At 61.7% G+C, this 24,866-nt stretch carries 25 protein-coding genes and 2 pseudogenes; 12 read left to right on the top strand and 15 right to left on the bottom strand.

Going from position 1 to position 24,866, the window contains the following annotated elements; genetic code table 11:
- Positions 1–256 precede the first annotated feature (256 nt).
- From VSR68_RS07205 to VSR68_RS07180, 6 genes are all read right to left on the bottom strand, one after another.
- Positions 257–1,042 (bottom strand): enoyl-CoA hydratase, encoded by a 786-nt coding sequence (locus VSR68_RS07205; RefSeq protein ID WP_342939158.1) that lies wholly within the window; start codon positions 1,040–1,042, stop codon positions 257–259.
- 27 nt (positions 1,043–1,069) lie between these two features.
- Positions 1,070–2,293 carry a CoA transferase gene (locus tag VSR68_RS07200; protein WP_342939157.1) on the bottom strand — a complete coding sequence of 408 codons (1,224 nt, stop codon included), beginning with the start codon at positions 2,291–2,293 and terminating at the stop codon, positions 1,070–1,072.
- Positions 2,294–2,327: 34 nt separating this feature from the next.
- Positions 2,328–3,164: an enoyl-CoA hydratase-related protein gene (locus tag VSR68_RS07195; protein ID WP_342939156.1), complete on the bottom strand. Its 837-nt coding sequence runs from the start codon at positions 3,162–3,164 to the stop codon at positions 2,328–2,330.
- A gap of 76 nt (positions 3,165–3,240) precedes the next feature.
- Positions 3,241–3,519, bottom strand: a complete 279-nt coding sequence (locus VSR68_RS07190) for an acyl-CoA dehydrogenase family protein (protein WP_342939155.1) — start codon at positions 3,517–3,519, stop codon at positions 3,241–3,243.
- A gap of 142 nt (positions 3,520–3,661) precedes the next feature.
- Complete coding sequence (locus VSR68_RS07185; protein ID WP_342939154.1) at positions 3,662–4,639, bottom strand: 3-hydroxyacyl-CoA dehydrogenase NAD-binding domain-containing protein; 978 nt, start codon at positions 4,637–4,639, stop codon at positions 3,662–3,664.
- A 21-nt stretch (positions 4,640–4,660) separates the two neighbouring features.
- Complete coding sequence (locus tag VSR68_RS07180) at positions 4,661–5,677, bottom strand: 3-hydroxyacyl-CoA dehydrogenase (protein WP_342939153.1); 1,017 nt, start codon at positions 5,675–5,677, stop codon at positions 4,661–4,663.
- Between the two features lie 261 nt (positions 5,678–5,938).
- On the opposite strand from VSR68_RS07180, the gene VSR68_RS07175 reads away from it, so the two are divergent.
- The 3 genes from VSR68_RS07175 (at position 5,939) to VSR68_RS42765 (ending at position 8,658) form a co-directional block, all read left to right on the top strand.
- Complete coding sequence (locus VSR68_RS07175) at positions 5,939–7,234, top strand: NAD(P)/FAD-dependent oxidoreductase (protein ID WP_342939152.1); 1,296 nt, start codon at positions 5,939–5,941, stop codon at positions 7,232–7,234.
- A 270-nt stretch (positions 7,235–7,504) separates the two neighbouring features.
- Positions 7,505–8,506 carry an IS66 family transposase gene (gene tnpC, locus VSR68_RS07170; RefSeq protein ID WP_342939151.1) on the top strand — a complete coding sequence of 334 codons (1,002 nt, stop codon included), beginning with the start codon at positions 7,505–7,507 and terminating at the stop codon, positions 8,504–8,506.
- Positions 8,401–8,658, top strand: coding sequence for a transposase domain-containing protein (locus tag VSR68_RS42765; RefSeq protein WP_428983468.1), 258 nt, complete (start codon positions 8,401–8,403; stop codon positions 8,656–8,658). Before tnpC ends, VSR68_RS42765 begins: the two co-directional genes overlap by 106 nt.
- Before the next feature lie 478 nt (positions 8,659–9,136).
- On the opposite strand, the gene VSR68_RS07160 is transcribed toward VSR68_RS42765, so the two are convergent.
- Together VSR68_RS07160 and VSR68_RS07155 are read right to left on the bottom strand one after the other, a co-directional pair.
- On the bottom strand, positions 9,137–10,120 hold the full coding sequence (locus VSR68_RS07160) for a cytochrome d ubiquinol oxidase subunit II (RefSeq protein WP_342939149.1): 984 nt from the start codon (positions 10,118–10,120) through the stop codon (positions 9,137–9,139).
- 39 nt (positions 10,121–10,159) lie between these two features.
- A complete protein-coding gene (locus VSR68_RS07155; RefSeq protein ID WP_342939148.1) occupies positions 10,160–11,548 on the bottom strand; it encodes a cytochrome ubiquinol oxidase subunit I in 1,389 nt (462 codons plus the stop codon).
- 605 nt (positions 11,549–12,153) lie between these two features.
- Here VSR68_RS07155 and VSR68_RS07150 point away from each other — a divergent pair.
- Positions 12,154–12,411: a hypothetical protein gene (locus tag VSR68_RS07150; protein ID WP_342939147.1), complete on the top strand. Its 258-nt coding sequence runs from the start codon at positions 12,154–12,156 to the stop codon at positions 12,409–12,411.
- Positions 12,412–12,468: 57 nt separating this feature from the next.
- Here the strand turns inward: VSR68_RS07150 and VSR68_RS07145 are convergent, their stop codons facing one another.
- The gene (locus VSR68_RS07145; protein WP_342939146.1) at positions 12,469–12,855 is read right to left on the bottom strand and encodes a potassium channel family protein; all 387 of its coding nucleotides are present in this window, start codon (positions 12,853–12,855) and stop codon (positions 12,469–12,471) included.
- A gap of 53 nt (positions 12,856–12,908) precedes the next feature.
- Positions 12,909–13,883: a LysR family transcriptional regulator gene (locus tag VSR68_RS07140; RefSeq protein WP_342939145.1), complete on the bottom strand. Its 975-nt coding sequence runs from the start codon at positions 13,881–13,883 to the stop codon at positions 12,909–12,911.
- 621 nt (positions 13,884–14,504) lie between these two features.
- Between VSR68_RS07140 and VSR68_RS07135 the strand changes: the two genes are divergently transcribed.
- Both VSR68_RS07135 and VSR68_RS07130 read left to right on the top strand, forming a co-directional pair.
- Positions 14,505–15,035 carry a lecithin retinol acyltransferase family protein gene (locus VSR68_RS07135; RefSeq protein ID WP_342939144.1) on the top strand — a complete coding sequence of 177 codons (531 nt, stop codon included), beginning with the start codon at positions 14,505–14,507 and terminating at the stop codon, positions 15,033–15,035.
- 58 nt (positions 15,036–15,093) lie between these two features.
- Positions 15,094–15,336: a hypothetical protein gene (locus tag VSR68_RS07130; RefSeq protein ID WP_342939143.1), complete on the top strand. Its 243-nt coding sequence runs from the start codon at positions 15,094–15,096 to the stop codon at positions 15,334–15,336.
- A gap of 72 nt (positions 15,337–15,408) precedes the next feature.
- Here the strand turns inward: VSR68_RS07130 and VSR68_RS07125 are convergent, their stop codons facing one another.
- The gene (locus VSR68_RS07125) at positions 15,409–15,648 is read right to left on the bottom strand and encodes a DUF2866 domain-containing protein (protein WP_428983467.1); all 240 of its coding nucleotides are present in this window, start codon (positions 15,646–15,648) and stop codon (positions 15,409–15,411) included.
- A gap of 89 nt (positions 15,649–15,737) precedes the next feature.
- Between VSR68_RS07125 and VSR68_RS07120 the strand changes: the two genes are divergently transcribed.
- From VSR68_RS07120 to mdtN, 3 genes and pseudogenes are all read left to right on the top strand, one after another.
- Positions 15,738–16,226 (top strand): hypothetical protein, encoded by a 489-nt coding sequence (locus tag VSR68_RS07120; protein WP_342939141.1) that lies wholly within the window; start codon positions 15,738–15,740, stop codon positions 16,224–16,226.
- Positions 16,227–16,261: 35 nt separating this feature from the next.
- The gene (locus VSR68_RS07115; RefSeq protein ID WP_342939140.1) at positions 16,262–16,498 is read left to right on the top strand and encodes a YtcA family lipoprotein; all 237 of its coding nucleotides are present in this window, start codon (positions 16,262–16,264) and stop codon (positions 16,496–16,498) included.
- A 36-nt stretch (positions 16,499–16,534) separates the two neighbouring features.
- Positions 16,535–17,567 (top strand): annotated as a pseudogene (gene mdtN, locus VSR68_RS07110) (multidrug transporter subunit MdtN).
- Positions 17,568–17,746: 179 nt separating this feature from the next.
- On the opposite strand, the gene VSR68_RS42760 reads toward mdtN, so the two are convergent.
- Positions 17,747–18,016 carry a hypothetical protein gene (locus VSR68_RS42760; protein ID WP_428983475.1) on the bottom strand — a complete coding sequence of 90 codons (270 nt, stop codon included), beginning with the start codon at positions 18,014–18,016 and terminating at the stop codon, positions 17,747–17,749.
- Between VSR68_RS42760 and VSR68_RS07105 the strand changes: the two are divergent.
- The 3 genes and pseudogenes from VSR68_RS07105 to VSR68_RS07095 form a co-directional block, all read left to right on the top strand.
- Positions 17,927–18,850, top strand: a pseudogene (locus VSR68_RS07105) (FUSC family protein); the annotation flags it as partial. The gene VSR68_RS42760 and the pseudogene VSR68_RS07105 overlap by 90 nt on opposite strands.
- Positions 18,851–18,956: 106 nt before the next feature.
- A complete protein-coding gene (locus tag VSR68_RS07100; RefSeq protein WP_342939139.1) occupies positions 18,957–19,661 on the top strand; it encodes a hypothetical protein in 705 nt (234 codons plus the stop codon).
- The gene (locus tag VSR68_RS07095) at positions 19,658–21,157 is read left to right on the top strand and encodes an MdtP family multidrug efflux transporter outer membrane subunit (RefSeq protein WP_342939138.1); all 1,500 of its coding nucleotides are present in this window, start codon (positions 19,658–19,660) and stop codon (positions 21,155–21,157) included. The genes VSR68_RS07100 and VSR68_RS07095 overlap by 4 nt, the downstream gene beginning before the upstream one ends.
- A 52-nt stretch (positions 21,158–21,209) precedes the next feature.
- On the opposite strand, the gene VSR68_RS07090 is transcribed toward VSR68_RS07095, so the two are convergent.
- Genes VSR68_RS07090 through VSR68_RS07080 form a run of 3 tightly spaced genes read right to left on the bottom strand, consistent with a single transcriptional unit; the run spans position 21,210 to position 24,725 of the window.
- Positions 21,210–21,878, bottom strand: a complete 669-nt coding sequence (locus VSR68_RS07090; RefSeq protein WP_342939137.1) for a response regulator transcription factor — start codon at positions 21,876–21,878, stop codon at positions 21,210–21,212.
- A gap of 31 nt (positions 21,879–21,909) precedes the next feature.
- A complete protein-coding gene (locus tag VSR68_RS07085) occupies positions 21,910–22,284 on the bottom strand; it encodes a response regulator (RefSeq protein WP_342939136.1) in 375 nt (124 codons plus the stop codon).
- Positions 22,281–24,725: a PAS domain-containing protein gene (locus VSR68_RS07080; RefSeq protein ID WP_342939135.1), complete on the bottom strand. Its 2,445-nt coding sequence runs from the start codon at positions 24,723–24,725 to the stop codon at positions 22,281–22,283. Before VSR68_RS07080 ends, VSR68_RS07085 begins: the two co-directional genes overlap by 4 nt.
- Between the last annotated feature and the right edge of the window lie 141 nt (positions 24,726–24,866).

The raw sequence follows: 24,866 nt of genomic DNA, 5'->3' as shown, positions 1-24,866 counted from the left end.
AGGCAGAAGGCGTAGTCGATTGGACAGGCGTCACGTCCAACTCGACGTTGACGCCATCGGGTTCATGGCTGGTTTCATCAGAGTGCAGGTCGCGCACAATCACCGCGCCAGCCACTCGGGTTCGCTACGGCATCCCGGCGCACCAGACGCCGGCATTTTGCAAATGCACTTGCTTCGTCGGTGCCGGGACTGCGCTAAGCGCATCCGGCTTTACGGTGATGACGAACGCTGCGAAGTACAGTGCTGCGAGCACGGACTATTCGGCCGTCCCGTGCGTCGGGCTCTTCGTAAAGTTTGGCGGACGTTTCTCGAGGAAGGCCGAGAGCGCTTCCTTGGCCTCTGCCGAACTCACCCGCTCCATGAACTCCTGGTTTTCACTCTCTATCGCTTCTTTGAGCCGGCCAACCGAAGCCTGCTTGAGGAGCCGTCTGCTCGCCCGCAACGCGCCGCCCGGTTTTGCCGCCAGCTTCTGTGCCGTTGCGGTCGCAGTCGCCAGCAGATCTCCGTCGGGCACCACGCGAGTCGCGAGGCCCAACTCCACCGCCCGCTGAGCAGTGAAAGGCTCTCCCAGAAGAAACAATTCGGCCGCCCGGAGACGGCCCACGCGCGCCGGTATCGAAAAGCTCGATCCGAATTCCGGCACCAGCGCAAGGTTGATGAACGGCAGCTGGAATTTGGCGCTCTCGCCCGCGTAGATGAAATCGCAATGAGTCAGCATCGTGGTTCCGCCGCCGATCGCCGCGCCTTGCACGGCCACGACGATCGGCTTCTCGAACCTGACGAATGCCTCCATCAGGAGGCCCTGCGGAAACGCGCCAAGCCTCGGCGGATTGTTCAGAAAATCCCCGACGTCGTTGCCCGCGCAGAACGCGTTTCCGGCGCCGTGCCAGAGCACGACACGGATCGCGTCGTCCTTGTCCGCTTCGTTGAGGATGTCGGCCAGGCTCGTGTACATGCTGGACGTCATCGCGTTCTTCTGGGCAGGGCGATTAAGCTGGACCCGAAGGATTCCGCCCGTACGCTCGGTGATAATGTCGCTCATGGTTTGCTCCTTTCTCTCTGTCTTGTGTCAGGCTGCGTGCTCGTTGACTTTCGGCACCGCGCCGCTCGCGCGCAGGTCCTCGATGCCTTGCGCGTCAAATCCCAGGTCACGGAGGATCTCTTCGGTGTGCTCGCCGAGATCGGGGCCGCGCCGCGCCGGCACCTTGTCAACGCCATGCACCTGGAACGGGCTGCTGATCGTCGAGGTCAGCTTGCCTGCGCCCTCCAGCGGGACGACGATTCCGTTCACCGCAAGTTGGGGATCGTTGATCACCTCCTGCGGTCCGCGGACCTCGCCGAACGTCACGTGCACGCCGCCAAACACCTCATGCCAGTGCGCCATCGGCTTGGAGGCGAAGAGCTCGTCGAAGATGCCTGTGAGCGTTGGCATGTTGGCGACCATCTTCGCGGGGTCGGCGAACCGCGAGTCCGTAAGCAGGTCCGCTCGGCCGATGGCGTTCGCCACCGCAGCCAGCTTGTCGGGCGTGACGACAAGGACGAACCAGGCGCCGTCGGCCGACTGATAGACGTTCATCGCGGCGTTGGCCGGATGCTTGCGGTCGTGCATCGGCGGAAACGTGGCGCCGGCGAGCGCGCCCTGGATCGACACACTCGCCGACCACACGCCTTCGGCGAGCAGCGAGGTCGTGACATACGATCCCTTGCCGGTCCGCTCGCGCCGATAGAGCGCCGTGACGATCGCCGAATACAGGCCCATGGCCGTGGCGTTATCGCCACTGCCGCTCACAGGCCAGGTTGGGGGCGCGCCGGCGTCGCGGGTCATCGATAGCAGGCCGCTGCGCGCCCAGTAGGCGGTGAGGTCGAAGCCCGGGAGGTTAGCGTCCGGCCCTTTTTCGCCGAAACCCGTCAGATCCGCGTAGATCAGGCGCGGGTTCCACGCTGCCACGGTCTCGTATTCGAGTCCCAGCTTCTTGCGCGCCGCGTGTGGGGTGTTGACGATGAACACATCAGCCCACTTCACGAGCTCTTGCACAACTGATTGTGCGCTCGGGGACTTCAGGTCCAGCGTGAGGCTGCGCTTGTTGCGGTTGGCCAGATGCCACGGGTAGGCCTCCTCGGAATGCGGCAGGACCGGAAGCTTGTGGCTGTATCGCCACGCGTCACCTTGCGGCGGCTCGACCTTGATCACGTCGGCGCCGAAATCGCCGAGGACCACCGCGGCGCCCGGGGCGGCGACGTAGGTCGAAAAATCCAGGACCTTCAGGCCGGAGAAGATGTTGTCATTGGGCATTGGATGTCTCTAAGTGGGTTGCGTTGGGGCGGCTTCAGCGGCCGCAGAACTGGGGCGCGCGCTTTCCGAGGAAGGCGGACGTGCCCTCCTTCTTGTCCTCCGTCCCGGCGCACAGCCCGAAGTAGGAGGCTTCGAGGGCGAGGCCCTCGCTCTGGCCCGCGTCCAATCCCTTGTTCACCGCTTCGAGCGATAGCTTCACAGCGACAGGAGCGTTCGAAGCGATCGTCTTCAGGATGGCTTCCGCACGCGCGATCAGATCGGCTGCCGGAACGACCTCGTTGACGAGCCCGATGCGCCAGGCCTCCTGCGCGCTGATGGCCTCTGCGGACAGAATCAGCTGGAGCGCGCGGCCCTTTCCGATGAGGCGCGGCAGCCGCTGCGTTCCGCCGCCGCCGGGGAGCAATCCGAGCTTGACCTCGGGCTGACCGAGCCTCGCGTGCTCCACGGCGATACGGATGGTGCAAGCCATTGCCGTCTCGCAGCCGCCGCCGAGTGCAAAGCCGTTTATCGCCGCGACCACGGGTTTGCCAAGGTTCTCGATCAGGTCGAGCACTGCTTGACCTGAGCGGCTCGACTGCTCCGCTTCGATCGCAGTCGCGTGCGCCAGCTCGCTGATGTCGGCACCGGCGATGAATGCCTTGTCGCCCGCGCCGGTGAGAATGACGCCGCGCACGGCAACATCCTCCCGTGCATCTTCGAAAGCAGTTCGCAGATCGTTCCATGTCTGCGTGTTCAGGGCGTTGAGCACCTTAGGCCGGTTCACGGTCACATAGGCGATCGCGCCGCACTTCTCGTACAGGACGTTTGCCAGCGTCGGTCCTGCCGTCGATGAATCGACAAGCACTGCTGATGGCGACGATGCGAGTGTCATGGTTGTTGATGACATGGTTGATTTCTCTTTCCAGATCGTGAGCCGGCGAAAGGCGCGCCGGCGCGCTGGTGCGGTATCAGATGAACGCGCTGAACCCGGTGATTGCCTTGCCGACGATCAGGTTCTGCATCTGGTACGTGCCCTCGTAGGAATAGAGGGCCTCCGCATCGGCAAAGAAACGCGCGACGTTGTAGTCGGCGAGAATGCCATTGCCGCCGAGCAGCTCTCGCGCCCAGGAGACCGTCTCACGCGCCTTGGACGTCGTGAACGCCTTCGAAAGCGCCGCTTGCTGGTCCGTAAGCTTGCCTTCGTCCGCGAGCTGTGCCGTGCGTGTCTGCGTAGTGATAGAAATCACTGTTCGGCGGCGGAAGCTGCTTCGCGGTGATCTTGCTTTCCGTGGCTGTGTCGGGCATGTTGCGACTCCTGTTGCGGTGGCTTGAAAGCTGGGAAAAAAGGACGCGTCAGTGGGTGACCGATCCTGGCAGTTGCGACCAGGCCTACGCGACCGGCGCGATCGATTTTGTTTGATTCGTCATGCTAACGTTGCTGCGTAGCTCGAGCAGACCGAGCAGCAACGCGTCCCGCTCCGCCTCCAGTTCCTCGATGGAGCGCGATCCAATCTCGGCATGGACGCTGTCGATAAGCGTCTGTTGCACTTCGGGGGTCAGCACCGGCGCGCCGAGCGTCTTCCACCAGGCCGTCATCGGGCCGCTGAACTGCTGCATGAAGTGCTCGATGCCGCCCGGACCACCGCCAAGATGATTGAGCATCATGTTGCCCATCAGCCCCCAGCGCAGGCCCGGTCCCCAGCACAGGGCGGTGTCGACGTCGGCGGCGCTCACCACACCCTCGGTGACGAGGTAGTACACCTCGCGCGCTAATGCGGCCTGAAGCCGGTTTGCGACGTGGCCGGGCATCTCCTTGTTGACCCGCACCGTCCGCTGCCCGATCGACGTATAAAACTCGTCTACACGCCGGATCGTCTCCCCGGAGGTCGTGGCTCCGCCGACGATTTCGACCAGCGGGATCAGGTGCGGCGGATTGAACGGATGGGCGATGACGCAACGCTCGGGATGCGCCGCGGCGCCCTTCTGGATTTCGCTCATGGTGAGCCCCGACGAGCTTGATGCAATGATCACGTCGGCAGGCAGCAGCGCGTCGAGTTGCCCATAGAGCTTCTGCTTGAAGTCAATCCTCTCAGGCCCGTTTTCCTGGACCAGGTCCGCGCCCACGAGCGCTTGCTCGAGCACGGACGTAAACGTCAGGTTGGTCAGCGACGCTTCGGGCGAGAGCCCCAATCTCGTGAGCGCCGGCCAGGCGGACTCCACGAATTTCCTCAATGCGCTTTCCGCGTTCGGTGCAATGTCCGTCGCAACGACGTGCAGTCCCCTGGCGAGAAACAGCGCGGCCCAGCTCGCGCCGATCACGCCCGTTCCGATAATGGCGATTCGGCGAATACGTTTGGTGTCGGTCATGTGATGTCTCCAATGCGTTGATCAGACTTCGGCATAGGCGATGCCGGCGAGATTGCCCTGAGCGTAGAGGAAGTTGCGCACATCCTTTCCATCGAGATCTGCTGAATAAACCGAGCCGCCCAGGTCCGTGAAGAACATCCGGTTGCCGTCAACGTCGAGCGCGATGCCGATCCCTTCCAGCAGGTGCGTGATCTCGATCTCCGGTGCCGCCGTTTCGTCGATGGGGGCACGATTGACGGTGTTGCCGCGCGGGGGATCGCCACGGTCCGTCCAATAGAGGATGCGGTTCTTCACGTCGAGCTCGAGGTCGATCGGTTCCGGCAGTTGGTCGAACACCACCTCGATGTCGGAGCGGGTCGCCGAAGTCTCGCCATAGGGGATATCCAGGTTTGCGCGGAAGATGCGGCCCTGGCCGCCGTTGTCCGGGCCTTTTTGCGTCCAGTAGATCTTCTTGAGCTTCGGATCGAGGGTGATCCCGACGCACCACTTGGTCTGGTCGTGCCGGTCATGGTCGCCGTACCCGGCCTCGACCAGCGTTTCGATTCGAGAACCGTCGACGCTCGCGCGCATCACGCGCATGCCCTCGCGGTCGCACCAGTAGAGCTTGCCGCCATCCTTGTCGAGGTGGATCTGCTTCGGCGTATGCGTGATGCCTTGCGGGACAACGACCACGCGGTTGTTGCCGTCGAGGTCGGCGCGCTCGATCGAGCCGTCATGAGCGCCCACCGAACCCATGTTGGTCCAATAGATATGACCGGCATCCGTATCGACGACGATGCCGTCGGGCATGTGACAGTCCGAGACAATCGTCTTGCGGTCGGAGCCGTCGGGATTCATCGAGTGAATGCGGCCGCCGCTCAATTCGAGGAGAAACAGTCGTCCGGTGCGGATCGCTTCCTGAGAAACGTTGCTTCTGTTTGCATTGATCAGAGTCATTGCATGTCCTTTCGTGTCGCTGCAATTAACGGGGGCACTGAACGTCAGGCAGAGGCCGAATGCCGCCGGCTTATCGGCGTCGTCGATCCCGGAGGCACGCAATGCCCCGATGACGTTGTGCGACTGGCTACGTTTGAGCGACGCCGGCGTCGGGAGACGTAGCTCATGGACAGGAACTTTAGGCGGTCAGCGGTGCACGATTCAATTGAACGATGGTGTAACGACACCTTCGTATCAGTGGGAAGGAATGTCGTGTCAACCTAACCCAAAGTTCAATTGCGATCGCACGGGGCGAACCGTAAATTGGTTCGGATAGGGAAGTATTTCTATCGGAAGTCGTCCATCATTCATTGAATAACTGCCATGAAAAAGCCAACTCGTATCGTGATCGTAGGTGGCGGAATCGCCGGGATTCTGCTTGCAACCAGGCTCGGCGACAGGCTGGGCCGAACGGGTGAGGCTACCGTCACCCTGATCGACCGGAGCGCGACGCACATCTGGAAGCCGATGCTGCACACGATTGCGGCCGGTACGCGCGATGTGAATCAGCAGCGCGTGATTTTTCTTTCGCATGCGCGTCAACACGGCTTCACGTATCAACCGGGAGAGATGTGCGGACTAAACCGGCAACTGCGCGAAGTCCAGCTTGCTGGGATCAGGGCGCACGAGGGCGGCTTGATGCTCGAGCCCCGAACAGTTCCATACGATTTGCTGTTGCTGTCGATAGGCAGCCGCGCGAACGATTTTGGCGTGCCTGGCGTCATGGAGCATTGCCATCTCATTGACAGCCAACAGCAGGCAGAGACATTCAACGTCGCGTTGCGCGAACGTGCTCTTCGCTCTGTTGTCAAGGATGAGGAACTCCGGGTTGCGATTGTGGGCGCAGGGGCGACCGGGGTCGAGTTATCGGCCGAACTCAGTCACCTGTTCGAACTCGCTGGCAGCTATGGCGATCCCTCGATCAGAAAAAGGCTGAGTCTGACTCTTCTTGAGGCCGGACCACGCGTGCTTCCGGCCTTCCCACCGGAGATCTCGTCAGCTAGCCAGCAACGACTCGAGAAAATCGGCTTTCGCGTCATGACCTCGACAGGTGTCTCATCCGTGGAGCCGGGAGGCTTTCGGTATGGAGACGGGAAGCTTGCCGAAGCGGATTTGATGGTATGGGCTGCTGGTGTCAAGGCACCTGATTTCATGAACGGGCTAGCTGGCCTCGCGACCAACCGGGCGAACCAGATCGTGGTGTCGGGCACGCTACAGGCTCTTCACGATGAGAACATTTATGCTCTCGGCGATTGCGCGGCCCTGACGCCAGACGGTGCGCAGCGACCGCTTCCTCCAACCGCACAGGTGGCTACCCAGCAGGCAGAGCATCTCGCGCGCTACCTGCCGGAGTGGGTGCGTCACAACAAGCCTCTTCCTGGCTTCAAGTTCCGGGATTTTGGATCGCTTGTGTCATTGAGCGACTACGACGCGTTCGGCACACTTGGGCGCTTTGGCTTCTATCCCGGCGGGCTCATTCGGGGCAGACTCGCCCAGCTCAGTCACGCCATGTTGTACCGACGTCATCAGCAGGCGCTGCACGGCTTTGGCAGAGCAACGCTCCTCTGGACGGCGGAGCAGATCAACGGGCTGGCTCAGCCGGGCATTCGGCTCGCTTGACAGGCTTTCTCGGCAACGTCGAAGTTCGTTCAAGACTGTGCATCTCTGTGGGCTTTCGGTGCTGGGGCAAGTGGGCGTTGGCCACGCTATCAGCGTTTTAGACGGCTTCTCTATCGCTCCGATGCGCTCGTCTTCGGCGGCGGTCACGGTGGCACCGCCGCTTTTCGAGCAGCAAGCGGTCCGCTCCGCGATCGACTTTGCGATCGCGACGATTGGCTTTTTCCTGTTGGCGGCGCGAACTCGCCACGCAGTGGCCGAATGAGGTTCGCGATGGAAGCGATCCCGAGCGTAAGCGTCTCGCCGCGGCCGTTCATGGCGTTGTCGCACTTCGGGCAGATCGAGGCGGGCTCGAGCACGCGCTCCGTGCAACTACCCATGCCGGGGCTGCCGATCGAGCGCAGCATAGCGGATCCGAGCTTGCTGGCCGAGATCATCGTTGCGAAGTACGCGAACCACACGCCGCTGTATCGGCAGTCCGAGATCGCGGCGCGCGACGGCGTACGTCTCGATCGGGCCTCCATGGCACGCTGGGTCGGACAATGCGAAGAACTCTGCCGGTTGCTGACTGAAGCCCTGCGTCGCTACACGATGTCGACTACGAAGCTCCACGCGGACGACACGCCGATCCCGGTGCTCGCGCCCGGGAACAAGAAGACCAGGACCGGTCGGTTGTGGGTCTACATGCGCGATGATCGCCGCTTCCCGCTGCTGTCTGGTTCGCGTACTCGCCGGACCGCAAAGGCACCCACCCCCAGACCCATCTTGCCGGATTCGAAGGCGTCCTTCAGGGGGGCGGCTATGCTCGGCTTCAACGAGCTGACCGAAAGCGGCAAAGTTCGCCTGGCTTCTTGCTGGGATCATGCGCGTCGATATCTCTTCGACGTCCATGAAACAGCGCCGTCGGAAACTACGAAGCAATGGCTCGACATGATTGGCGATCCCTACGAAATCGAGACTGCTATCCGCGGCAGACCACCCGATGAGCGGCGACGCGTCAGGCGAGAAAAGAGCAGCCCGTTGCTCGTGGCTCTCGAGAGCTCGATGAAGGAGAAACTCGCCACTCTCTGGCCAAAGGCACCACTGGTCGAAGCGATCAACTACTCTCTGAACCGATGGGGATTGGCCTCACACTGTTCTGTGACGACGGCCGTGTCGAAATCAGCAACGTGCTTGCCGAAAATACCTTGCGCTGTGTGGCCCTTGGTCGGCGCAATTTTATATTCGCGGGCTCCGGCAGCGGTGGTGAGCGAGCTGCCGCCATGTATGGCCTGATCGGCTCGTGCAAATTGAACAACATCAATCCACGCGCCTACCTGGAATTCGTGCTCACGCACATTGCGGATCACCAGGCGAACCGCATCGACGAACTGTTGCCATGGAACGTCGCGAAGCATCTCCCCCTATCGACACCTGCCTCGCTTTGATCCCTGCCGGCAGCGGCCTGCCGCGTTTTTCGACGCTTGTCCAGAGAATTCTCAACGGCTCCCACGCGACGCTTACTCCCGAGCCGATAACCTTCCTGTAGATAACCCATGCGTTATCTGGGTCGCCTGGAACGGGAAGCTGCTCGCGTCGTAGAGATGCATTCAAGCTACTCATGGCGGAGGCATAAAGTTGCTTTGACGGCCCCGAGTTTTCCAGCAGCACCCATCCCTTCCGCCGCGATTTGTTCGATGCGTCCCCTCTACTAAAAGAACAGGGACCGTGAGCGTTCGGCGGTGCATCTGGACAGACGTCGAATACACCTCGAGGATGGAAACCTATGAGTGGCGCGAACGGCAGGCGTGGTGCCCGGTTGACGTCGAGCGACTACGCGGCGTCGACGAAAAGAAGTGGATAGCATGCCAGTGGCTTTGAGGCGCGGCATATCGGAACGACGCTGCAGCGCAGCGTCGGCTACCTTTACGCGCGGGTTCTGCTGATCACCTTGCCGCGGAAAATCGAGTACTGGTACAGGTTGTAGCCGATCATCACCGGGAACACGAGGCCGATTCCGATCAACATGAACGCGAGGGTCAGGGTATCTGACGCGGCTTGCATGACCGTGAGCCTGCCTGGAATGAAGTCGGGATAGAGGCTGATCACAAGGCCCGCGAACGACACTATGAAGAGCGTAATCGCTGCCCGGAAGGGCGCTCGTTCGCTTCCCCGATAGAGCAAAGCGGTGAGCCAGGCATACGACAGTGCGGCGAGCGCGCCGAGTACCGCAAGCGGGGCAAACACGCCAGGCTGGGACCAGCGAGCATGGACGGCCACGCCTTCAATCCAGGTTGCCGCTGTGAGCACGATCGCGGCAGCCACGGTGAGTTGCGCGCTTAGTAAGGCCAGGTGCCGGGCCCAACGTTCGAGCGCGCCCACCGTCTTCTTCACAAGCCAGGTCGCGCCGAGCAGTGCATAGCCCGCCACCACGCCAATGGCTGTTACCGTGATGAACACCGTGCTGGACTCGCCAGACACGAAGCCCGTGATCACCTTGCCGAGTATGACGCCCTGCGATATTGCCGCGACGAGGCTGCCCACGCCGAACACGGTGTCCCATAGCCGTCCACGCTGGACGCTATGGCGGAACTCGATTGCTGCACCCCGCATGATCAGTCCGGCTATCAACGCCATGACGGGCAGATAGAGTTCCTGCATCAGGAACGCGTAGGCCGCAGGAAACGCGCCGAACAGGGCGCCGCCGAGCACGACAAGCCATGTCTCGTTCGCATCCCACACGTGACCGATGGTCTGAACCATCACGTCGTGATCTTCGCGCTTTCTTCTCAGCAGCGTGAGCATGCCCACACCGAGGTCGAATCCGTCCGTCACGACGTAGAGGACCAGCATTAGGCCGATCAGGCCGAACCACGTGACGGCAAGCAGGGAATGAGTGGTGCTATCCATCGAACTATCTCGCTTCAGTTGGAGAAAGAGGGCACAGTATTAGCTCGCCGCCGTCTGGGGCGGCGCGATCATCGTTGCGGGCGGTGTGGCCGTGAGATCGGGACCGGTCTTCAGCCAATTCCGTGCGAGAAGGAAGAAGGTGACGAGCAACACGACGTCGAATGCGAAGAACATCGCCATGCTGGCCGTTACGGAGGCCGCTGGCACCGTGGACACGGCTTGACTCGTTCGCATCAGTCCGTAGACAACCCACGGCTGACGTCCCACCTCGCGTACGATCCACCCGGCCTCGACAGCCAGGTAAGGCAGCGGGATGCACAGCACCCATGCGAGCAGGAGCTTGCGCTGGGCGAGCAACCGGTCGAGGCTGCCGCGCGCTTTACGCAATGCATACGCTGTCCAGAACGCGAGCAGCATGAAGGCGAAGCCGATGCCAGCCATCAGGCGGAATGCGTAGTAGAGAAGCGGCACCATAGACGGCTGATCGGCGCGCGGGAAGTCCGTGAGGCCTTTGACCTGGCCATGCAGTGAGTGCGTGCCGAGGATGCTGAGCAGTCCCGGCACTTCAATCGACCAGTCGTTGCGCTGCTTTTGCTGATCGGGCCAGGCAACGAGCGACCATGCGGCACCCGTGCCGGGCTTGTTGGTCTCCCAGTGTCCCTCGATGGCGGCACCTTTTGCGGGTTGCGTCGCGAACACGCTGGTGCCGCTCGAGTCCCCGAGCCAGACCTGAATCGGTGCAACGAAGACGAGCACTCCAAGTGCGATCTTGAACGAGCGCGCGAAGAACTCGGGGTTCCGGCGGCGGAACAGGTGGTACGCGGAGATGCCCGCGATCACGAACATGCCTGTTTCGATCGCGGCCATCCACATGTGCGAGACGCCCCACACCATGTCGGGGTTGAAGATGGCCGCCAGATAGTCCGTCACCACGATCTTTCCGTCGACGACGGCGAAGCCGGCGGGCGTCTGCATCCACGAATTGGCGACCATGATCCAGAATGCGGAAATGCTGGAACCGAGCGCCACCATCGCAGTGGCGAAGAGATGGACACCACGTGGCACACGTCCCCAGCCGAGCATCATCACGCCGACGAATCCAGCTTCGAGCATGAACGCCATCGCGCCTTCGAAACCAAGAATGTTGCCGACGAACTGGCCGCTGAACTGCGAAAAGCCGGACCAGTTGGTGCCGAACTGAAACTCCATCGGAATGCCGGTGACCACGCCGACCGTGAAGTTGAGCACGAGCAGCTTGCCCCAGAAGCGGGCATGGCGGTAGTACATCACGTCGCCGGTGCGAACCCACAGTGCTTCGATCAGCAGCAGGAACGCCGAGAGACTGATTGTCAGGATCGGCCACAGAATGTGAAAGACCGTGGTCATCGCGAACTGGGCGCGCGAGAGGTGGAGTACGTCAGTCAGCATGATGGTTATCCCATTGCGGCAGCACTACGGCTTGCGTGGCGAAATATGGCCCGACTGTGGCGGCGCGCACCACTTTGACGGGGAACCAGTTTGTACAAAGGCGCGTGGTCCACCTTGAAGCCGCACGTCACGCGTTCGATGCCGTCGTTGGGCAGCGTGATGAAAGCCGGCTATCACCTGGCTGGGTCCAATCCGTACTCGTTCCAGGGACACGCGATGCTTTCGTAACGTTGTGCGACTGGCTGCGTTCGAGCTACGCGAGCGTTGGGAGACGTTGCCTGTCGAGAGCAACTTTAGGCTGGAAGGGGTGCGCGGCTCAATTGCACGATGGTGTAATGACACCTTGGTATCGGTGGGAAGGAATGTCGTGCCATACCTGACCCAAAGTGCAATTGCGACTGCGCCGGATGCACCCTAAATTGGTTCGTAGATGGAAGCTCGCCATTGATGCCCGAAAACAGCCGGCTTGATCGCCCCGAGGGGTTACATGAAGTTTTTTCGCAACGCATTTCAGTGGATGCGATCGAGTTGGCGGTCGAATCGGAGCGCCTGTCTAATGCATCTGCTATTAGGGTCTGTGTTGATGATGCTTGCCGCGACGCGTGATGATGAAAAGCGAAATTCTCACTGCCATTGAACGGCGCGCCTGTGGCGCCTACATTACCGACCAGCTGCGCCGCGCGGCAAAGATCGTGAAGCGTACCAGGCCGTGGGCCGCGTTTGTCAGCGGGCCTCTGACGCCGAGCGGTTACGCGATTCTCGCGATCATTGTCGCTGCCATCCTGCTGGTCGCGATGCTGTCCACCTGCTGGCCCCGTGACGGACTCGACAGTGTGGTAAGGGTGGGCTGCTGGTTTTCGTGAACCGGGATGATCCGGCTCCAGATCTTCTACCGCTTACGCGCGGAAAACGAACCTGGCTTAGGCTTCACCTTGTATGCCGCCGCGACGCGCTGCCTCCTGGACAGCGTGAACAAATGCAGCTGTGACCATACTCGTCGCCAGTACACCTTGCATTCCGAGCAACACCGAATCGATGCGGCCCAGGGTTGTGGTCGGCACCACGTCGCCGTAACCGATCGTGAGCGCTGAGATCGTGCAGAAATAGAGAGTTTGCCCAAACGAGGAGGGCGTTCGGCTCGCCGATTCGACCAGACCGCCGACGTAGTACATGACAACCGAAAGCAGAAGGAACAGCACAAACAGAACCGCGAGCGGAGCACGCAGATGCCAGAGGGTCCTGGCAAATTCTTCGAACACGTGGCCGGCCTTCAGTGGCGCATGCCTGGAATTCTTGGCATTCTCCATGGCAGGGCCTCTCACGGTGTTGGAATAGTGTGTCGTGAAGAATCGACGTTGCATCAGGATCTGTACCCGGATGTCGGATGGTTCATGAGCTCACATCCGTCGAGCATGGTTAGCGCACGCTCGTCCGTCTCCAGCATCGACGGCACCTCTTCGCGAAGGAGGTCGATGAACGTCCGGATCTTTGCATCGAGGAAACGCCGGGACGGATACAACGCGTAGACGTTCACGGGCTGCGCCTCGTATCCTCGAAGAATCCGTATCAATGCGCCCGAGCGCAAACCGGGCAGCGCAACGCCAGCCGGCAGGATCGCGACGCCAAGTCCCCCCGTTACCGCCGGCTCCAGCGCCTCCATCGCGTTGACCGTCAGGCGAGCCGAGCCGATGTTCACCGGGAACGTCTCGCCAGCGCCTCCGAATACCCATTTATCAAACGGAAACACGGACGTGGTCAGTTGCAGGCACTGATGTTCGCGCAAGTCTTCAGGCGCTTGCGGTACGCCGTGGCTCGCCAGATACCGAGGGGCCGCGCACACCACGCCGCGGATACTCCCGAGCCTCAGACTTACCAACCCGGAGCTTGGCAATTCCGGCGCGAGAACGATCGACGCGTCATAGCCGTCCTCCAGCATGTCAGGAATAGTCCCGCTCAACGTGACCTCAACTCTGAGGTCGGAAAACCGCTGCTGATACTTCAGTATTGCAGGTACCACCAACTGATGGCCGAAGCTTGAAAGCGCGTGAACGCGCAGCCGTCCGGTGGGATGCGCCGCCGCGGATCGCGCCTCGGCTTCCGCGTCATCAAGGCTCGCGAGAATATCCTGGCATCGCCGCAGGTAACGCTCACCCGCCTCCGTCAGGGCGACCTGCCTCGTCGTCCGGTTCAACAGCCGGCTACCCAGATGTGTTTCGAGTTGACTGATAGCGCGTGAGACGGCGGCCACACTGAAGTTGAGTCTCCTGGCCGCCGAAGCAAAGCCTCCGTCGCTGGCGACTTTTGCAAAGATGCGCATGCATTGAAATGTGTCCATTAACCGCTCGTCAAAGTAGAGAGGTGTGCGCCGCGATCACCTGGTGAACGGAACGCCCGTCGTCAAAAAACGGGGTGTGGTTGACTCGTCCGGAAGCCAGCCTCTCAAGTCTTTGGTAAGCCCTCGGGCGGACGCGGCAACCCAGCGGCAGTCACTATTTTGTTGACCCGATCGGGATGGAGACGTTTGTTCCGCGAACCTTGACGGGAAAAGCGCGAACGGCACCCTGCAACCGGAATAACAAGGGCTTGCACTCGCGTGCTACGAAAAAACTCCGAGAGTTGTCGTCCTGAAAGCGAGGTTAGGCCGAAGACAGTGCAGAGCGCCATTGCACGATGGTATTAGTTTCGCCTTCATACCGGCGGGAAGGAGTGGTTTTGAACCCAAAGTGTAATTGCGGCCGCGCTGGGCACAACCTACATTGGTTCGCAGGCCGACGCTCCAAATGAGGTCACTCCTCCATGCCCCGGCATGGTCTACCCGCTGTGTGGCGGCCTATTTTTTCGATGCTCGTGCGTGATCTGTGTATATGCATCCACATGCATTTTCATGTCATTGCAGGTGCAGGCGATTCGCCCGTTCGTAGCATCAGCCGTTCACACCCGGACTTAGAGCAAAGCCATGAACCGCAACCTCAAGCAATCACGCAGTGAACAAGGCGCAATCCGCGCAGCCGCTTCTGCATCGCCGGACCTCGCGCCAGCCGGTTCACACGACGAACCTGCTCTCGGCGCCCACCTCATCACGCAACGCCGCGGCTACGAACATCACGGCATTTATGCAGGCAACGGCAAGGTCATTCACTACGCTGGTTTCGCCAAGTCCGCGCATCGCGGCCCTGTGGAAGAAGTCCCGCTCGAACAGTTCGCCGATGGTTATGCCGTCGTCGTGCGTCCGCATCCGTTCCCGAAGTTTTCTGGCGAAGAAACCGTGCTGCGCGCCCGCTCGCGCCTCGGAGAAAGCCGCTATCGCTTGCTGACGAACAACTGCGAGCACTTCTGCGCATGGTGCCTGCTCGGCGAAAGCCGCAGCGAACAGGTTCATGCATGCCTCACGCAACCGCGCACGGGCATTCGCGCTCTACTGTGCCTCGTGAGCACTTTCATCGGCAACCGGATCAAAATCGGCCACGCTGTTGTTCACGCAGCATGATCGGCATGAAACCCGGCAACTGAAGTTTGAAACAGACAAAGACGCGAAGGAGTCCGTCATGAGCCCGACCGGAAAGACACTGCACTGGGCCGTCGATAAGTGGCTCGCGCCTACGCCCGCGATGCCCGCGCGCGTCGTGCGCTTCTGCCGCACGCATATGCATCGGCGCTGCGTGTGCGTCGAGGCCGCGCGCCCCGGTGGGCTGCTGTCGATCTTCTTCTTCCGTCACGACGACGGATCGTGGAACGTGTATCCGCCCGCGCAAGCGCGGCCGGCGATGTCTGCGTGGAGGACTGCGTGATGAAAAACGGCGATCCGGCGTGCAACGCACGCCGCCCGCGCATCGAGCGGCTTGCGCTGTGCGGCGCGCAATCTATCCGCCGGGCTGGCAGAAGCGCTGCACCGGCACGTGCGGCATCACGGCCTTGGCGATTTGACGTGACGTGCTCTCGGCCGGCACGACGTGCAGGGAAAATTCAACGTCGTGGCTAAAGCTCCGTTCGGCAAGCCGGTACGAGAGTCCCCACGGATGATGCATCGGCGGCGAAACGGTGCAACGGTGGATCGATGGTGTCTGCGCGTTGCCTTGCAGTGCGCGCAGATGTTCGAACATCGTGTATTCAACCAATTCTGTGTTTTCTTCGCCATCTCTACACGGCGAGTGCGTATCAAAAGCACACGTCCCGCCCAGGAGGAATTCTCGTGGATCTCCGGAAAACAGCCCGCTTGATCAACCCGATGGACTACGAAGAGGATTTTTCGAAAAGTGTTTCAAGTGATTCTCTCGAATTGACGCCGAAATCGGAGCGCCTGTTCAAGGCATCTGTCATTGCGGTCTGTGGCTGGGCACTGATTGAGGCACCGCTGGAACTCGGCGGGTCGATCAATTCCACCTCGCTGCTCGCGTTGGTGGCGTCGAAGATACTGATTGGCCTCATCGGCACGGCCGCCATCGTCAACCTCCGGTTTGCCCGTCAAGTGTTCATGTTCATTTGCGGAGCGAGCGTATTCGCCATAGCACCAGCATTACCTCTTGAGTACACGCACAGCGTTCCTGTTGCCCTCTTCTCGACGGTCGAGTGCCTTGGCAAAGCTGCATGCGTCGCATCGTTCGTAATCGCGTCGTTAGCAAGAGAGAGTGTTGGCGAACATCTGAGCGTAGGCAACCGCAAAGGCGTCGACCGCACATGAGCTTATCGAGCGTAATGAATCTGGCATTGCTGTCAATGTCGAGCATGCTACTCGGTGGCTGCGCGATTGCACCGTCGATCCCGCTGTTCGGGGCAGCCTTTCCAGACTGGTTGTTCTGCATCGCGGGCGGCGTCGCGGGGACAATTCTCGTCCACCTGGCGCTGAGCCGACGCGATGCGAACTCGGCGCTCGCGCCGCTCGCCATCAGCTATCCGGCGCTGAGCGCGCTGCTCGCGATGGCCGCATGGTTGATATTTTTTTCCCGCTCGTGACATGTGCGACCACAAATGAATAACAACCCTCGTCCAATGCGGCGTACGAAGAATCTCCTTGCCGCAGCGATTGTTCTGGTCACCATCGTGTTGCTTGGCATTGTCCTGTGGCGGCTCGATCGCGCGCCGAGCACTGATGATGCGTACGTGTACGCCGACACGATCAACGTCGTGCCGGAAGTCAGTGGCCGGATCATCGAGCTTCCCGTTCGCGACAATCAGGCCGTCAGGCAGGGCGATCTGCTGTTACGGATCGACCCGCGTCCGTATCAGGCCGCGCTGGATCAGGCGCGCGCGGCTCGACACGCTCAACAACCAGATCGTTTTGACGCAACGCTCGGTCAACGCGCAACAATACAACGCGAATTCCGTGCAGGCGACCGTCGAGCGGGCCCGCGCGGTTGCAATCCAGGCCGCGGACACGCTGCGCCGCACCGAACCCTTGCTCGCGCAAGGCTACGTCTCCGCGGAGGAAGTCGATCGCGCACGTACCGCGCAGCGCTCCGCTCAGGCAGAACTCAACGCCGCGATGCGCGAGGCGCAGCAGGCTAGCGCGGCCGTCAGCGGTGTCGATGCGCTGGTCGCGCAACGAGCCGAAGTCAATGCGCAGATTGCCATTGCCGAACTAAATCTTGAATTCACCGAGGTACGCTCGCCCTTCGACGGTCGGGTGGTCTCGCTACGCACGACAGTCGGGCAGTTCGCATCGGCGTTGAAGCCTGTTTTTACGTTGATCGATACCCGGCATTGGTACGTCGTCGCCAACTTCCGGGAAACGGAGTTGAAGAACGTTCATGCAGGCACGCCGTCCACGGTGTACCTGATGAGCGACACCGCCAGGCGTTTTTCCGGCGTGGTCGATTCGGTCGGCTATGGCGTGCTGCCCGACGACGGTGGCGTGGTTCAAGAGGGACTTCCGAACGTGCAGCGCACGATCAATTGGGTGCATGTGTCGCAGCGCTTCCCTGTCAAGATTGCGGTGCGTAATCCCGATGCCGAACTGTTCCGCCTCGGCACGTCCGCGGTCGCAACCCTCGATCGCGGCAACACAGCGGCGTTGGCGCGATGAGAACAGTCATGGAGACACGCGGATATCTCCCGTGGCACTTACGTCGATTCGCCCGCTTTGTCGGCGATGAGATTCGCGCTCATCCGGGGCGTGCGAACGTGATGCTGCGCTGCGTGCTGGCAAGCGCGATCGTGATTACGATATCCATGGCATTGCAGGTGCCTTTTCTCGCGCTGTCGCTACTCGTCGTGTTCTATGTCACGCAGTCGAACGTGGTGATGACGCGTCTCATCGGCATCGTGTTCATGATCGGCGTGACGTTGGCCGTCGGCAGTGCGATTCTTATGATCAAGCTCACGTACGACTACCCGTTGTTGAGAATCCTGTTGTCGGCGGTGCTGTTCCTCCTCAGCGCCTACATGATGCGGGTCGCAAAAATCGGCGCCGCTTTCTTCATCGTCGGCATCGTCGTCATCTACTTCCAGTCGTTTGTCGATCTGACCGATCACGCGGAGGCGCTCGTACGCATCGCGCTGTGGATCTGGGTCGCTGTGAATTACGCGATTGCGATCACGCTGTTGATCAACACGTTATGTTTGCCTGTCGAGCCGGTACAGCAATTCAAGGACGCAATGCTCGGACAGCTTGCGGTGGTTGACGGGGGCCTTGCCGATCTGGAGCGTGGGACGCGAGGCGTTGGCAGCCCGGACGCGCGGGAAGTTCAAAACGGAACGCTGACGCTGCAAAGACTGCTGCGCTTCTCGACGATGCGGGACGCCGATTACCGGCGGCTTCAGGCGTTTCATCTGGCGCGGGTCACTACGGTGTCGCGTTTGTATGCGGCGACGGCTCATCTGCCCGAAAGCACGGCGGATGTGCCGGCTGGCGTTCGGTCTGCGCTGCGCGACGCGTGCGCATACTTTGGCCGTACCATCCGCACGGACGAGCACTTCACCGTGCCGGAGCAGCTCGCGAACGTTGCAGACGAAAGTATGCCCGGCGCGCTGCAGCAGATGCGAGAAGCGCTTCACGCATTTGCCAACCGGTCGGCCGCGCCTGAGTCGACCGAAACGAAGCAGGAAAAGGCGCACTTCTTTGTCCCCGACGCGTTTTCGAACCCGGTCTACAGGCAGTTCGCACTGAAGACGCTGCTTGCGGCGATGATTGGCTACCTCTTTTACCTGGCGACAGACTGGCAGGGCATTCACACGATCATGCTGTCGTCGCTGATCGTCGCGCAACCGAGCCTCGGCGCGACGAGCCGGCGTGCGATCCTGCGTATCGGCGGTGCAGCGCTCGGCAGCTTGAGCGCGCTTGTGATGGTCGTATGGGTGGTGCCGCGCATCGACGGCATTGTCGGCCTGCTGATGATGTCGCTGCCAGTCGTGGCGCTTGGCGCGTGGGTGTGCGCGGGATCGGAGCGAATCAGCTATGCGGGGCGCCCAGCTCATGTTCACGTTCGCGATCGCTTTGCTCGGTCAGTTCGCGCCGACAACGAACCTGACCGAGATCCGGGACCGGATGGTCGGCATTCTCCTCGGGGTGGCGATATCCGCGGTCATTCATGCATCGCTATGGCCCGAGGCGGAAGGCGAGGCGCTCCGCCAACGTGTCGCTCGTCTTCTGCGAAGTCTCGCGGCACGGTTGCGGCAGTCGGGCGACGCAGATATCCCGACGGCGCTCTGGTCCGAACTTGCAGAATGCGAGGCGATGGCCGCACGTGTCGCGCTGGAGCCTGGCTGGCAAATGGGCGAAGGGCAGCAGGAAAACTTCCAGCATTACGTTCAGACGATGCTCGCGCAGACCCGCGAGATTCTCCTGGCAGCGGACGCCTTCGACGCAGAACGCCGGGCGCAGCCGATCGGGGAGCGTCGTGCGAACCGCGCGGCTGAACAATGCGCAGCGGCGGCGGCCGTATCGCTGGAAGGTTACGCCAGCGATCTGACCGAGCACCCGGAGGCAGTGCGCGCACCGGCTCACGTTCCCCCCGATGTGCTTGCGACAGATGCCAGCATCGATCAGGAGGAGCCGCGCACCGATGCAGCGAAAGCTGCGTATGAACGATTGATCGTGTGCGCGGAGCGTCTGCTCGGGCAGGTGTCGACCCTGCCGTCCTGGAGCGTTCACCAGGCCGATATGGGGATCATCGAATGAGCAGGGCAATAAAGACTGGCTCTTCAGATCCGCTTTCGTATCGCTGGCTGCGCTGTGGTGTGACGGCGGCGTTGGCGTGTGCGCTGTCGGCCTGTGCGCTGATCCGGCACGATGAAAAACCCTATTCGACGATCGCCCCGGAGCAGATCCGCATCGCCGATGACATTCATCTCGAGCGAGAGGGCTGGCCAGCAAACCAGTGGTGGAGCGCATACGGCGATCCGCAACTCGATTCGCTGATTGCGCGCAGTCTTGCCACCTCGCCGACGATCGTGATCGCGCGTACGCGCGTCGTGCAGGCGAAGTCGGATATCGATCTGGTGCGCGCCGGCACAAACCTTCAGGTCACGGCGCTCGCCGCCGTGGATCGTGAACATGTGTCGGCCAACGGCTTCCTGGGTGCGTATTCGAAGAACGAGCCGGCGATCGGCGCGACGGGGCCGTGGTACACGGAAGGCATCGTAGGACTCGGCGGGAGCCTGGACATTGATATCTGGGGCAAGCAGCGAGCACAGGTGGAGGCGGCGATCGGCGTGCACAACGCGCGGCTGGCCGAAGTCGCCGCCATCGAACTCGAAATGTCGACGGACGTTGCGCAGCTTTACTACGGCATCCAGACGACGTATCAACTAATCGATCTGCTTATGCAACTGCAGGGTGTTGCAGAGTTCGATGTGGATGCGCACGCCACCCGTGCCGCGCGCGGCCTGGAGCCAATCACGCCGACCGAGCTTGCGCGTGCGCGACTGCTGGCGACACAGAGGCAGATCGTTGCCGCACATGCCAGCGTCAAGCAGTTGCGCGAATCGTTGCGCGCGCTGCTTGGCGCGGGTCCCGACGATCTCTCCGACATCAGGCCCGTCGCGTTGCCGGTCCCGCACGCCGGGTTGCCGCCCACACTGTCGTACGAACTGCTTGCACGTCGTCCGGACCTGCAAGCGATGCGCTGGTATGTGCAATCGTCGTTCGACCGTATCGATGCCGCGAAGGCCGCGTTTTATCCGAGCTTCGACATCAAGGCGTTCTTTGGCGTCAACGCACTGCATCTTGCAGACCTCTTTACGCGTGCGAGCCAGCAGATCAATGTGATTCCGGGCCTGTATCTGCCGATCTTCGATGGCGGCCGGCTCAACGCCAACCTGAGCGGCGCGCGCACGGCCAGCAACACGTTGATCACGCAGTACAACGAGGCCGTGCTGAACGCCGTGCGCGATGTCGCCGTGACGGGTAGCAGACTTCAGGACCTCGACGAGGAAGCCGGGCTGCAGGCGCGGAAGATTGATGCGGTATCGTTCGCCCAGGCAAGTGCGCAAGCGCGCTATGAAAGGGGCGTCGCGAGCCGGCTCACGGTGATGGACGCCCGCCAGGCTGTGTTGCTCGAACGCATCTCCATGCTGGAAGTCGACGGGCAGCGTCTGAGTCAGGACATCGCGATGTCGAGGGCGCTCGGAGGCGGGTATCGCGAGGAGAAACCTGTCGAGCTGAGGGTACGTTGACCTGATATCCAGACTGGTGCTGTCATCGGCATGCAGGGACGCGCCCTGACCCTTACGCGGGTGCCCGGCCAGGACGAAGTCTTCCCGCGATGTTGACCAGTTCCGCGAGCGAGCGGGCGTTCATCTTTCGCATGACGTGCCTGCGGTGCACCTTCACAGTGATCTCGCTGATGCCCAACTCGCCTGCCACCTGCTTGTTCAGAAGGCCTGACACCACCAACGCCATGACTTCCCGCTCGCGTCGACTGAGTGACGCGTAGCGATCACGGATCGACTGCATCCCGGCTTCCTCGCTTAATGCCACGCGGCTGCGTTCGATGGCGTGACGGATGGCATCGAGCAGGACCTGGTCGTCAAAGGGCTTGGTGAGAAATTCAACCGCTCCGGCTTTCATGGCCCGCACCGTCATCGGTACGTCGCCGTAGCCAGTGATGAAGATGATCGGCATGTCGGTACGCTCGGCTCCAATCAGGCTCTGCAGGTCGAGGCCGCTGAGATCGGGAAGACTGACGTCCAGCACCAGGCAGTTCGGGACCATCGCGCGCGGGCGCCCAAGAAAGTCTTGGGCGGAAGCGAACGTCTCTGCCCTGAGGCCGGCAAAACGGATCATTGCTTCGAGCGACTCACGCACCGAGACATCGTCGTCGACGACGAAGACGACGGGCGTGGCTTGCGCCGGCGACAATTCCGATTCGAGTTCAACTGCATGGGCGGGTGTCATTTCGAACTCCATCCGCAGGCATCTGGATGAATCATTCAACCCGGAGCGCGGCCTGGATCGCTCCGAGCAAAGCCGTGTCGCTGAATGGCTTGAACAGACATTCGACGGCACCCTGTTCGAGCATGCGCGGCCGGAGGGCCTCGTCGCCATGCGCCGTGATGAAGACGATCGGAACCGTTTGCCGGCGCCGCTTGAGCTCGTACTGCAGGTCCTGGCCGGACATTCCGGGCATCGCGATATCGAGGATCAGGCAGTGCGCTTCGTCGGCACAGCCGGAGGCCAGGAATTCCTGCGCCGACGCAAACGCCCGTGCCGCAAAGCCGAACTCTCGCAGCAGGTCGGGCAGCGATTCGCGCACCGACTCGTCGTCGTCGACTACCGCGATAAGTGAGCGCTCGACCATCATGGGTTCCTCACGGCCCGCTCCGTGTCCGCGCGCGCCGACTGTCCTGTGGGCGCGGGCCGATCGGCGGCCGACATACTGTCAGCGCGACACGGGATGGAAAACGTAAACGTGGCGCCTTGGCCAGCGTTCGAGGAGGCCCACAGGCGGCCGCCGTGGCTCTCGATGATGCGGCGGCTGACAGCTAAACCGATGCCAATGCCTTCCCTCTTGGTCGTAAAGAACTCGTCGAAGTGCTTGCCCGCATGCTGCGGGTCGAAGCCCACCCCGGAATCGGTCACAGCGAGTCGCACGCGGTCGCCATCGTCGCGTTCGATCCTGACCAGCATCTGCCGTGGACGGTCGTCGACGCCGTTCATCGCCTGCATGGCGTTGAGAAGCAGGTTCAGCACCACCTGTTGGAGCTGGACCCTGTCGCCTGCGACGGGCGGCAGGTCGTCGGCGATCTCCAGCCGCAGCACGATCCGTTCGTTACGAATCTCGCCGCGAAGCAGCTCGATAACCTCGTGCGCGGCTTCGACCAGATCGATCGCATCCGTCGTCGCGGCCTTCTTGGTGAACAGCGCGCGCAGACGCGTCATCACCTCCGACGCGCGGTGCCCGTCACGGATCGTGCGTCGTATAGTCTCGAGCGCGCCCTCGACATTGGGCGGCTCTGCGCTCAGCATGCGCAGACCGGTGCTGGCGTTGGTCATGATGCCGGCCAGCGGCTGGTTGATCTCATGCGCGATCGAGGCCGTCAGCGCGCCCAGACTGTTGACCCGGCTCAGGTGGGCCAATTCGGTGCGCAGCGCAAGGAGCGCATCTTCGGACTGCCGGTGCTCCGTCATGTCCTGCGCGGCGCCGATGTAGTCCAGCCAGCCCTGCGGGTCACGCGTGGCGTGAGCCTGTATGTGCATGTGCTTGACCGAGCCGTCGGGCAGCAGCAGGCGGTGGTCGAGTTCCAGATCCTTGCCTTCTTGCGCTCGCTCGATCATTTCACGCAGCAGATGGAGGTCGCCCGGGTGGAATCGAGCCGCGATCATGTCCATCGTAACGGGCGCCCCTGGCTCGATCCCGAAGATGCGATAGAGCTGGTCCGACCAGGTGAACGAGCCGGTCTCGGGGCGCCAGCAAAAGCTTCCACTCGAGCTAAGCTGCTCCACCTTGGCCATCAGCGCCGCGTTTTTTCTTAACCGCTCGTCTGCCTGTTGACGCGCCGTGATGCTGCATGCACGTTCGATGGCGATGCTCGCGATGTGCGCGAACTGTCCGATCAGATCGCTCTGGAAGGGCGTGGGGGTGCCCGTCTCCGACCGGAACAGGGTGAATGTTCCCAGTACGTCGTTGGCGCGCGACAGGATCGGCGTCGCCCAGCAGGAACGCAGTCCATGCGCAAGCGTGAACTCTTGCCACGCTCGATCCCAGCGTAAGTCCGACGCGACGTCCGGCACGATCACCTGAGTCTTGAGGGCGGCCGCCATTCCACAGGGTTCTGACTCAGGCGACACGAGGCTGTCACCGGGGGGAGGGAGGTAACTCGACGGAAGGCCGGGCGATCCCACGTGCCGGAGTGTCATGTCATGGCCATCTCTCGACGAGATTCTGCAGAAGCACCCGTTTGCGATTTCTTCGACCAGCCGGCACGACGCCTCGAGAACCGTCGACAAAGGCAGCCCCAGCGCCACCATTTCGAGCAGGCGCTTTTCCGCAGCAAGCAGCGCTTCGGCCCGCTTGCGGTCATCGATATCCGTCTGAAGGAGATACCAGAGAACGATTCGACCCTCGTTATCGTGCAACGGAAATCCCTGTATGCGGAACCATCGGTAGACGCCGTCGGCGCGGCGGTGGCGCGACTCTGCGTCATAAGGCTCGCCCGTGCTGATTGACGCATCAAACCGGGCAACGACCGCTTCCCGGTCATCCGGATGGACCAGTCCGTTGGTCTTCCATGCCTTCAACTCATCGAGGGTCATGCCGGAGTAGTCGAGCGTATGGCGGTTGGCGTGCAAAACGTCACCGTCGGGCGTAAAAAGGACAACCCGGGTGGGGAGGCTATTGACTATCAGCTCGAAGCGCTGATCGTGCACGCGGAGCGCATCTTCGGCCTGCTTGCGGTCCTCGATGTCCGAGTTGATCCCGCACCACTTCACGACTTCGCCGGCACCGTCGACAATCGGTGTGACCCGGCATACAAACCAGCGATACGTGCCATCGAAGCGACGCATTCTCGCTTCCGCCTCGCCCGGCTTGCGGGAAGCAACGACTGCCCGCCAGGTTTCGACCAGCGCGCGCAGTTCGTCGGGGTGGAACGCCGTCTGCCAGCCCTCGCCGGACGCTTGCTCAACGGAAAGCCCCGTATATTCGCACCAGCGTCGATTGACGAACTCGATGCGACCGTCGGGAAGGGCAGTCCATACCAACCCGGGGAGCGCATCCACAGTACGACTGAGTTCGCTTTCCATCGCTGTCCCTTCCTGCAGCGCTCCTTACCATACAACGATCGGCTTTTGCGAACGGATAGTCAATATACCTTGGTGTCGGTCCAGGGCTGATTCGCTCCCGTTCGGGCGGATTTTGCCGGACGGATTGACGGAAGACGGAAG

The organism is Paraburkholderia phymatum (assembly GCF_038900715.1).
GTDB lineage: Bacteria > Pseudomonadota > Gammaproteobacteria > Burkholderiales > Burkholderiaceae > Paraburkholderia > Paraburkholderia phymatum_A.
Note: the sequence above shows the minus strand (reverse complement) of the source record. Positions and strands in the feature narration are given on the sequence as shown.

Bases quoted from the DNA above. Each gene is read 5' to 3' on its own strand.
- VSR68_RS07205 (WP_342939158.1), bottom strand. From the start codon at position 1,042: ATGAGCGACATTATCACCGAGCGTACGGGCGGAATCCTTCGGGTCCAG.
- VSR68_RS07200 (WP_342939157.1), bottom strand. From the start codon at position 2,293: ATGCCCAATGACAACATCTTCTCCGGCCTGAAGGTCCTGGATTTTTCG.
- VSR68_RS07195 (WP_342939156.1), bottom strand. From the start codon at position 3,164: ATGACACTCGCATCGTCGCCATCAGCAGTGCTTGTCGATTCATCGACG.
- VSR68_RS07185 (WP_342939154.1), bottom strand. From the start codon at position 4,639: ATGACCGACACCAAACGTATTCGCCGAATCGCCATTATCGGAACGGGC.
- VSR68_RS07175 (WP_342939152.1), top strand. From the start codon at position 5,939: ATGAAAAAGCCAACTCGTATCGTGATCGTAGGTGGCGGAATCGCCGGG.
- tnpC (WP_342939151.1), top strand. From the start codon at position 7,505: ATGGAAGCGATCCCGAGCGTAAGCGTCTCGCCGCGGCCGTTCATGGCG.
- VSR68_RS07160 (WP_342939149.1), bottom strand. From the start codon at position 10,120: ATGGATAGCACCACTCATTCCCTGCTTGCCGTCACGTGGTTCGGCCTG.
- VSR68_RS07155 (WP_342939148.1), bottom strand. From the start codon at position 11,548: ATGCTGACTGACGTACTCCACCTCTCGCGCGCCCAGTTCGCGATGACC.
- VSR68_RS07150 (WP_342939147.1), top strand. From the start codon at position 12,154: ATGATGAAAAGCGAAATTCTCACTGCCATTGAACGGCGCGCCTGTGGC.
- VSR68_RS07145 (WP_342939146.1), bottom strand. From the start codon at position 12,855: ATGGAGAATGCCAAGAATTCCAGGCATGCGCCACTGAAGGCCGGCCAC.
- VSR68_RS07140 (WP_342939145.1), bottom strand. From the start codon at position 13,883: ATGGACACATTTCAATGCATGCGCATCTTTGCAAAAGTCGCCAGCGAC.
- VSR68_RS07135 (WP_342939144.1), top strand. From the start codon at position 14,505: ATGAACCGCAACCTCAAGCAATCACGCAGTGAACAAGGCGCAATCCGC.
- VSR68_RS07130 (WP_342939143.1), top strand. From the start codon at position 15,094: ATGAGCCCGACCGGAAAGACACTGCACTGGGCCGTCGATAAGTGGCTC.
- VSR68_RS07125 (WP_428983467.1), bottom strand. From the start codon at position 15,648: ATGTTCGAACATCTGCGCGCACTGCAAGGCAACGCGCAGACACCATCG.
- VSR68_RS07115 (WP_342939140.1), top strand. From the start codon at position 16,262: ATGTCGAGCATGCTACTCGGTGGCTGCGCGATTGCACCGTCGATCCCG.
- VSR68_RS07100 (WP_342939139.1), top strand. From the start codon at position 18,957: ATGTTCACGTTCGCGATCGCTTTGCTCGGTCAGTTCGCGCCGACAACG.
- VSR68_RS07095 (WP_342939138.1), top strand. From the start codon at position 19,658: ATGAGCAGGGCAATAAAGACTGGCTCTTCAGATCCGCTTTCGTATCGC.
- VSR68_RS07090 (WP_342939137.1), bottom strand. From the start codon at position 21,878: ATGACACCCGCCCATGCAGTTGAACTCGAATCGGAATTGTCGCCGGCG.
- VSR68_RS07085 (WP_342939136.1), bottom strand. From the start codon at position 22,284: ATGATGGTCGAGCGCTCACTTATCGCGGTAGTCGACGACGACGAGTCG.
- VSR68_RS07080 (WP_342939135.1), bottom strand. From the start codon at position 24,725: ATGGAAAGCGAACTCAGTCGTACTGTGGATGCGCTCCCCGGGTTGGTA.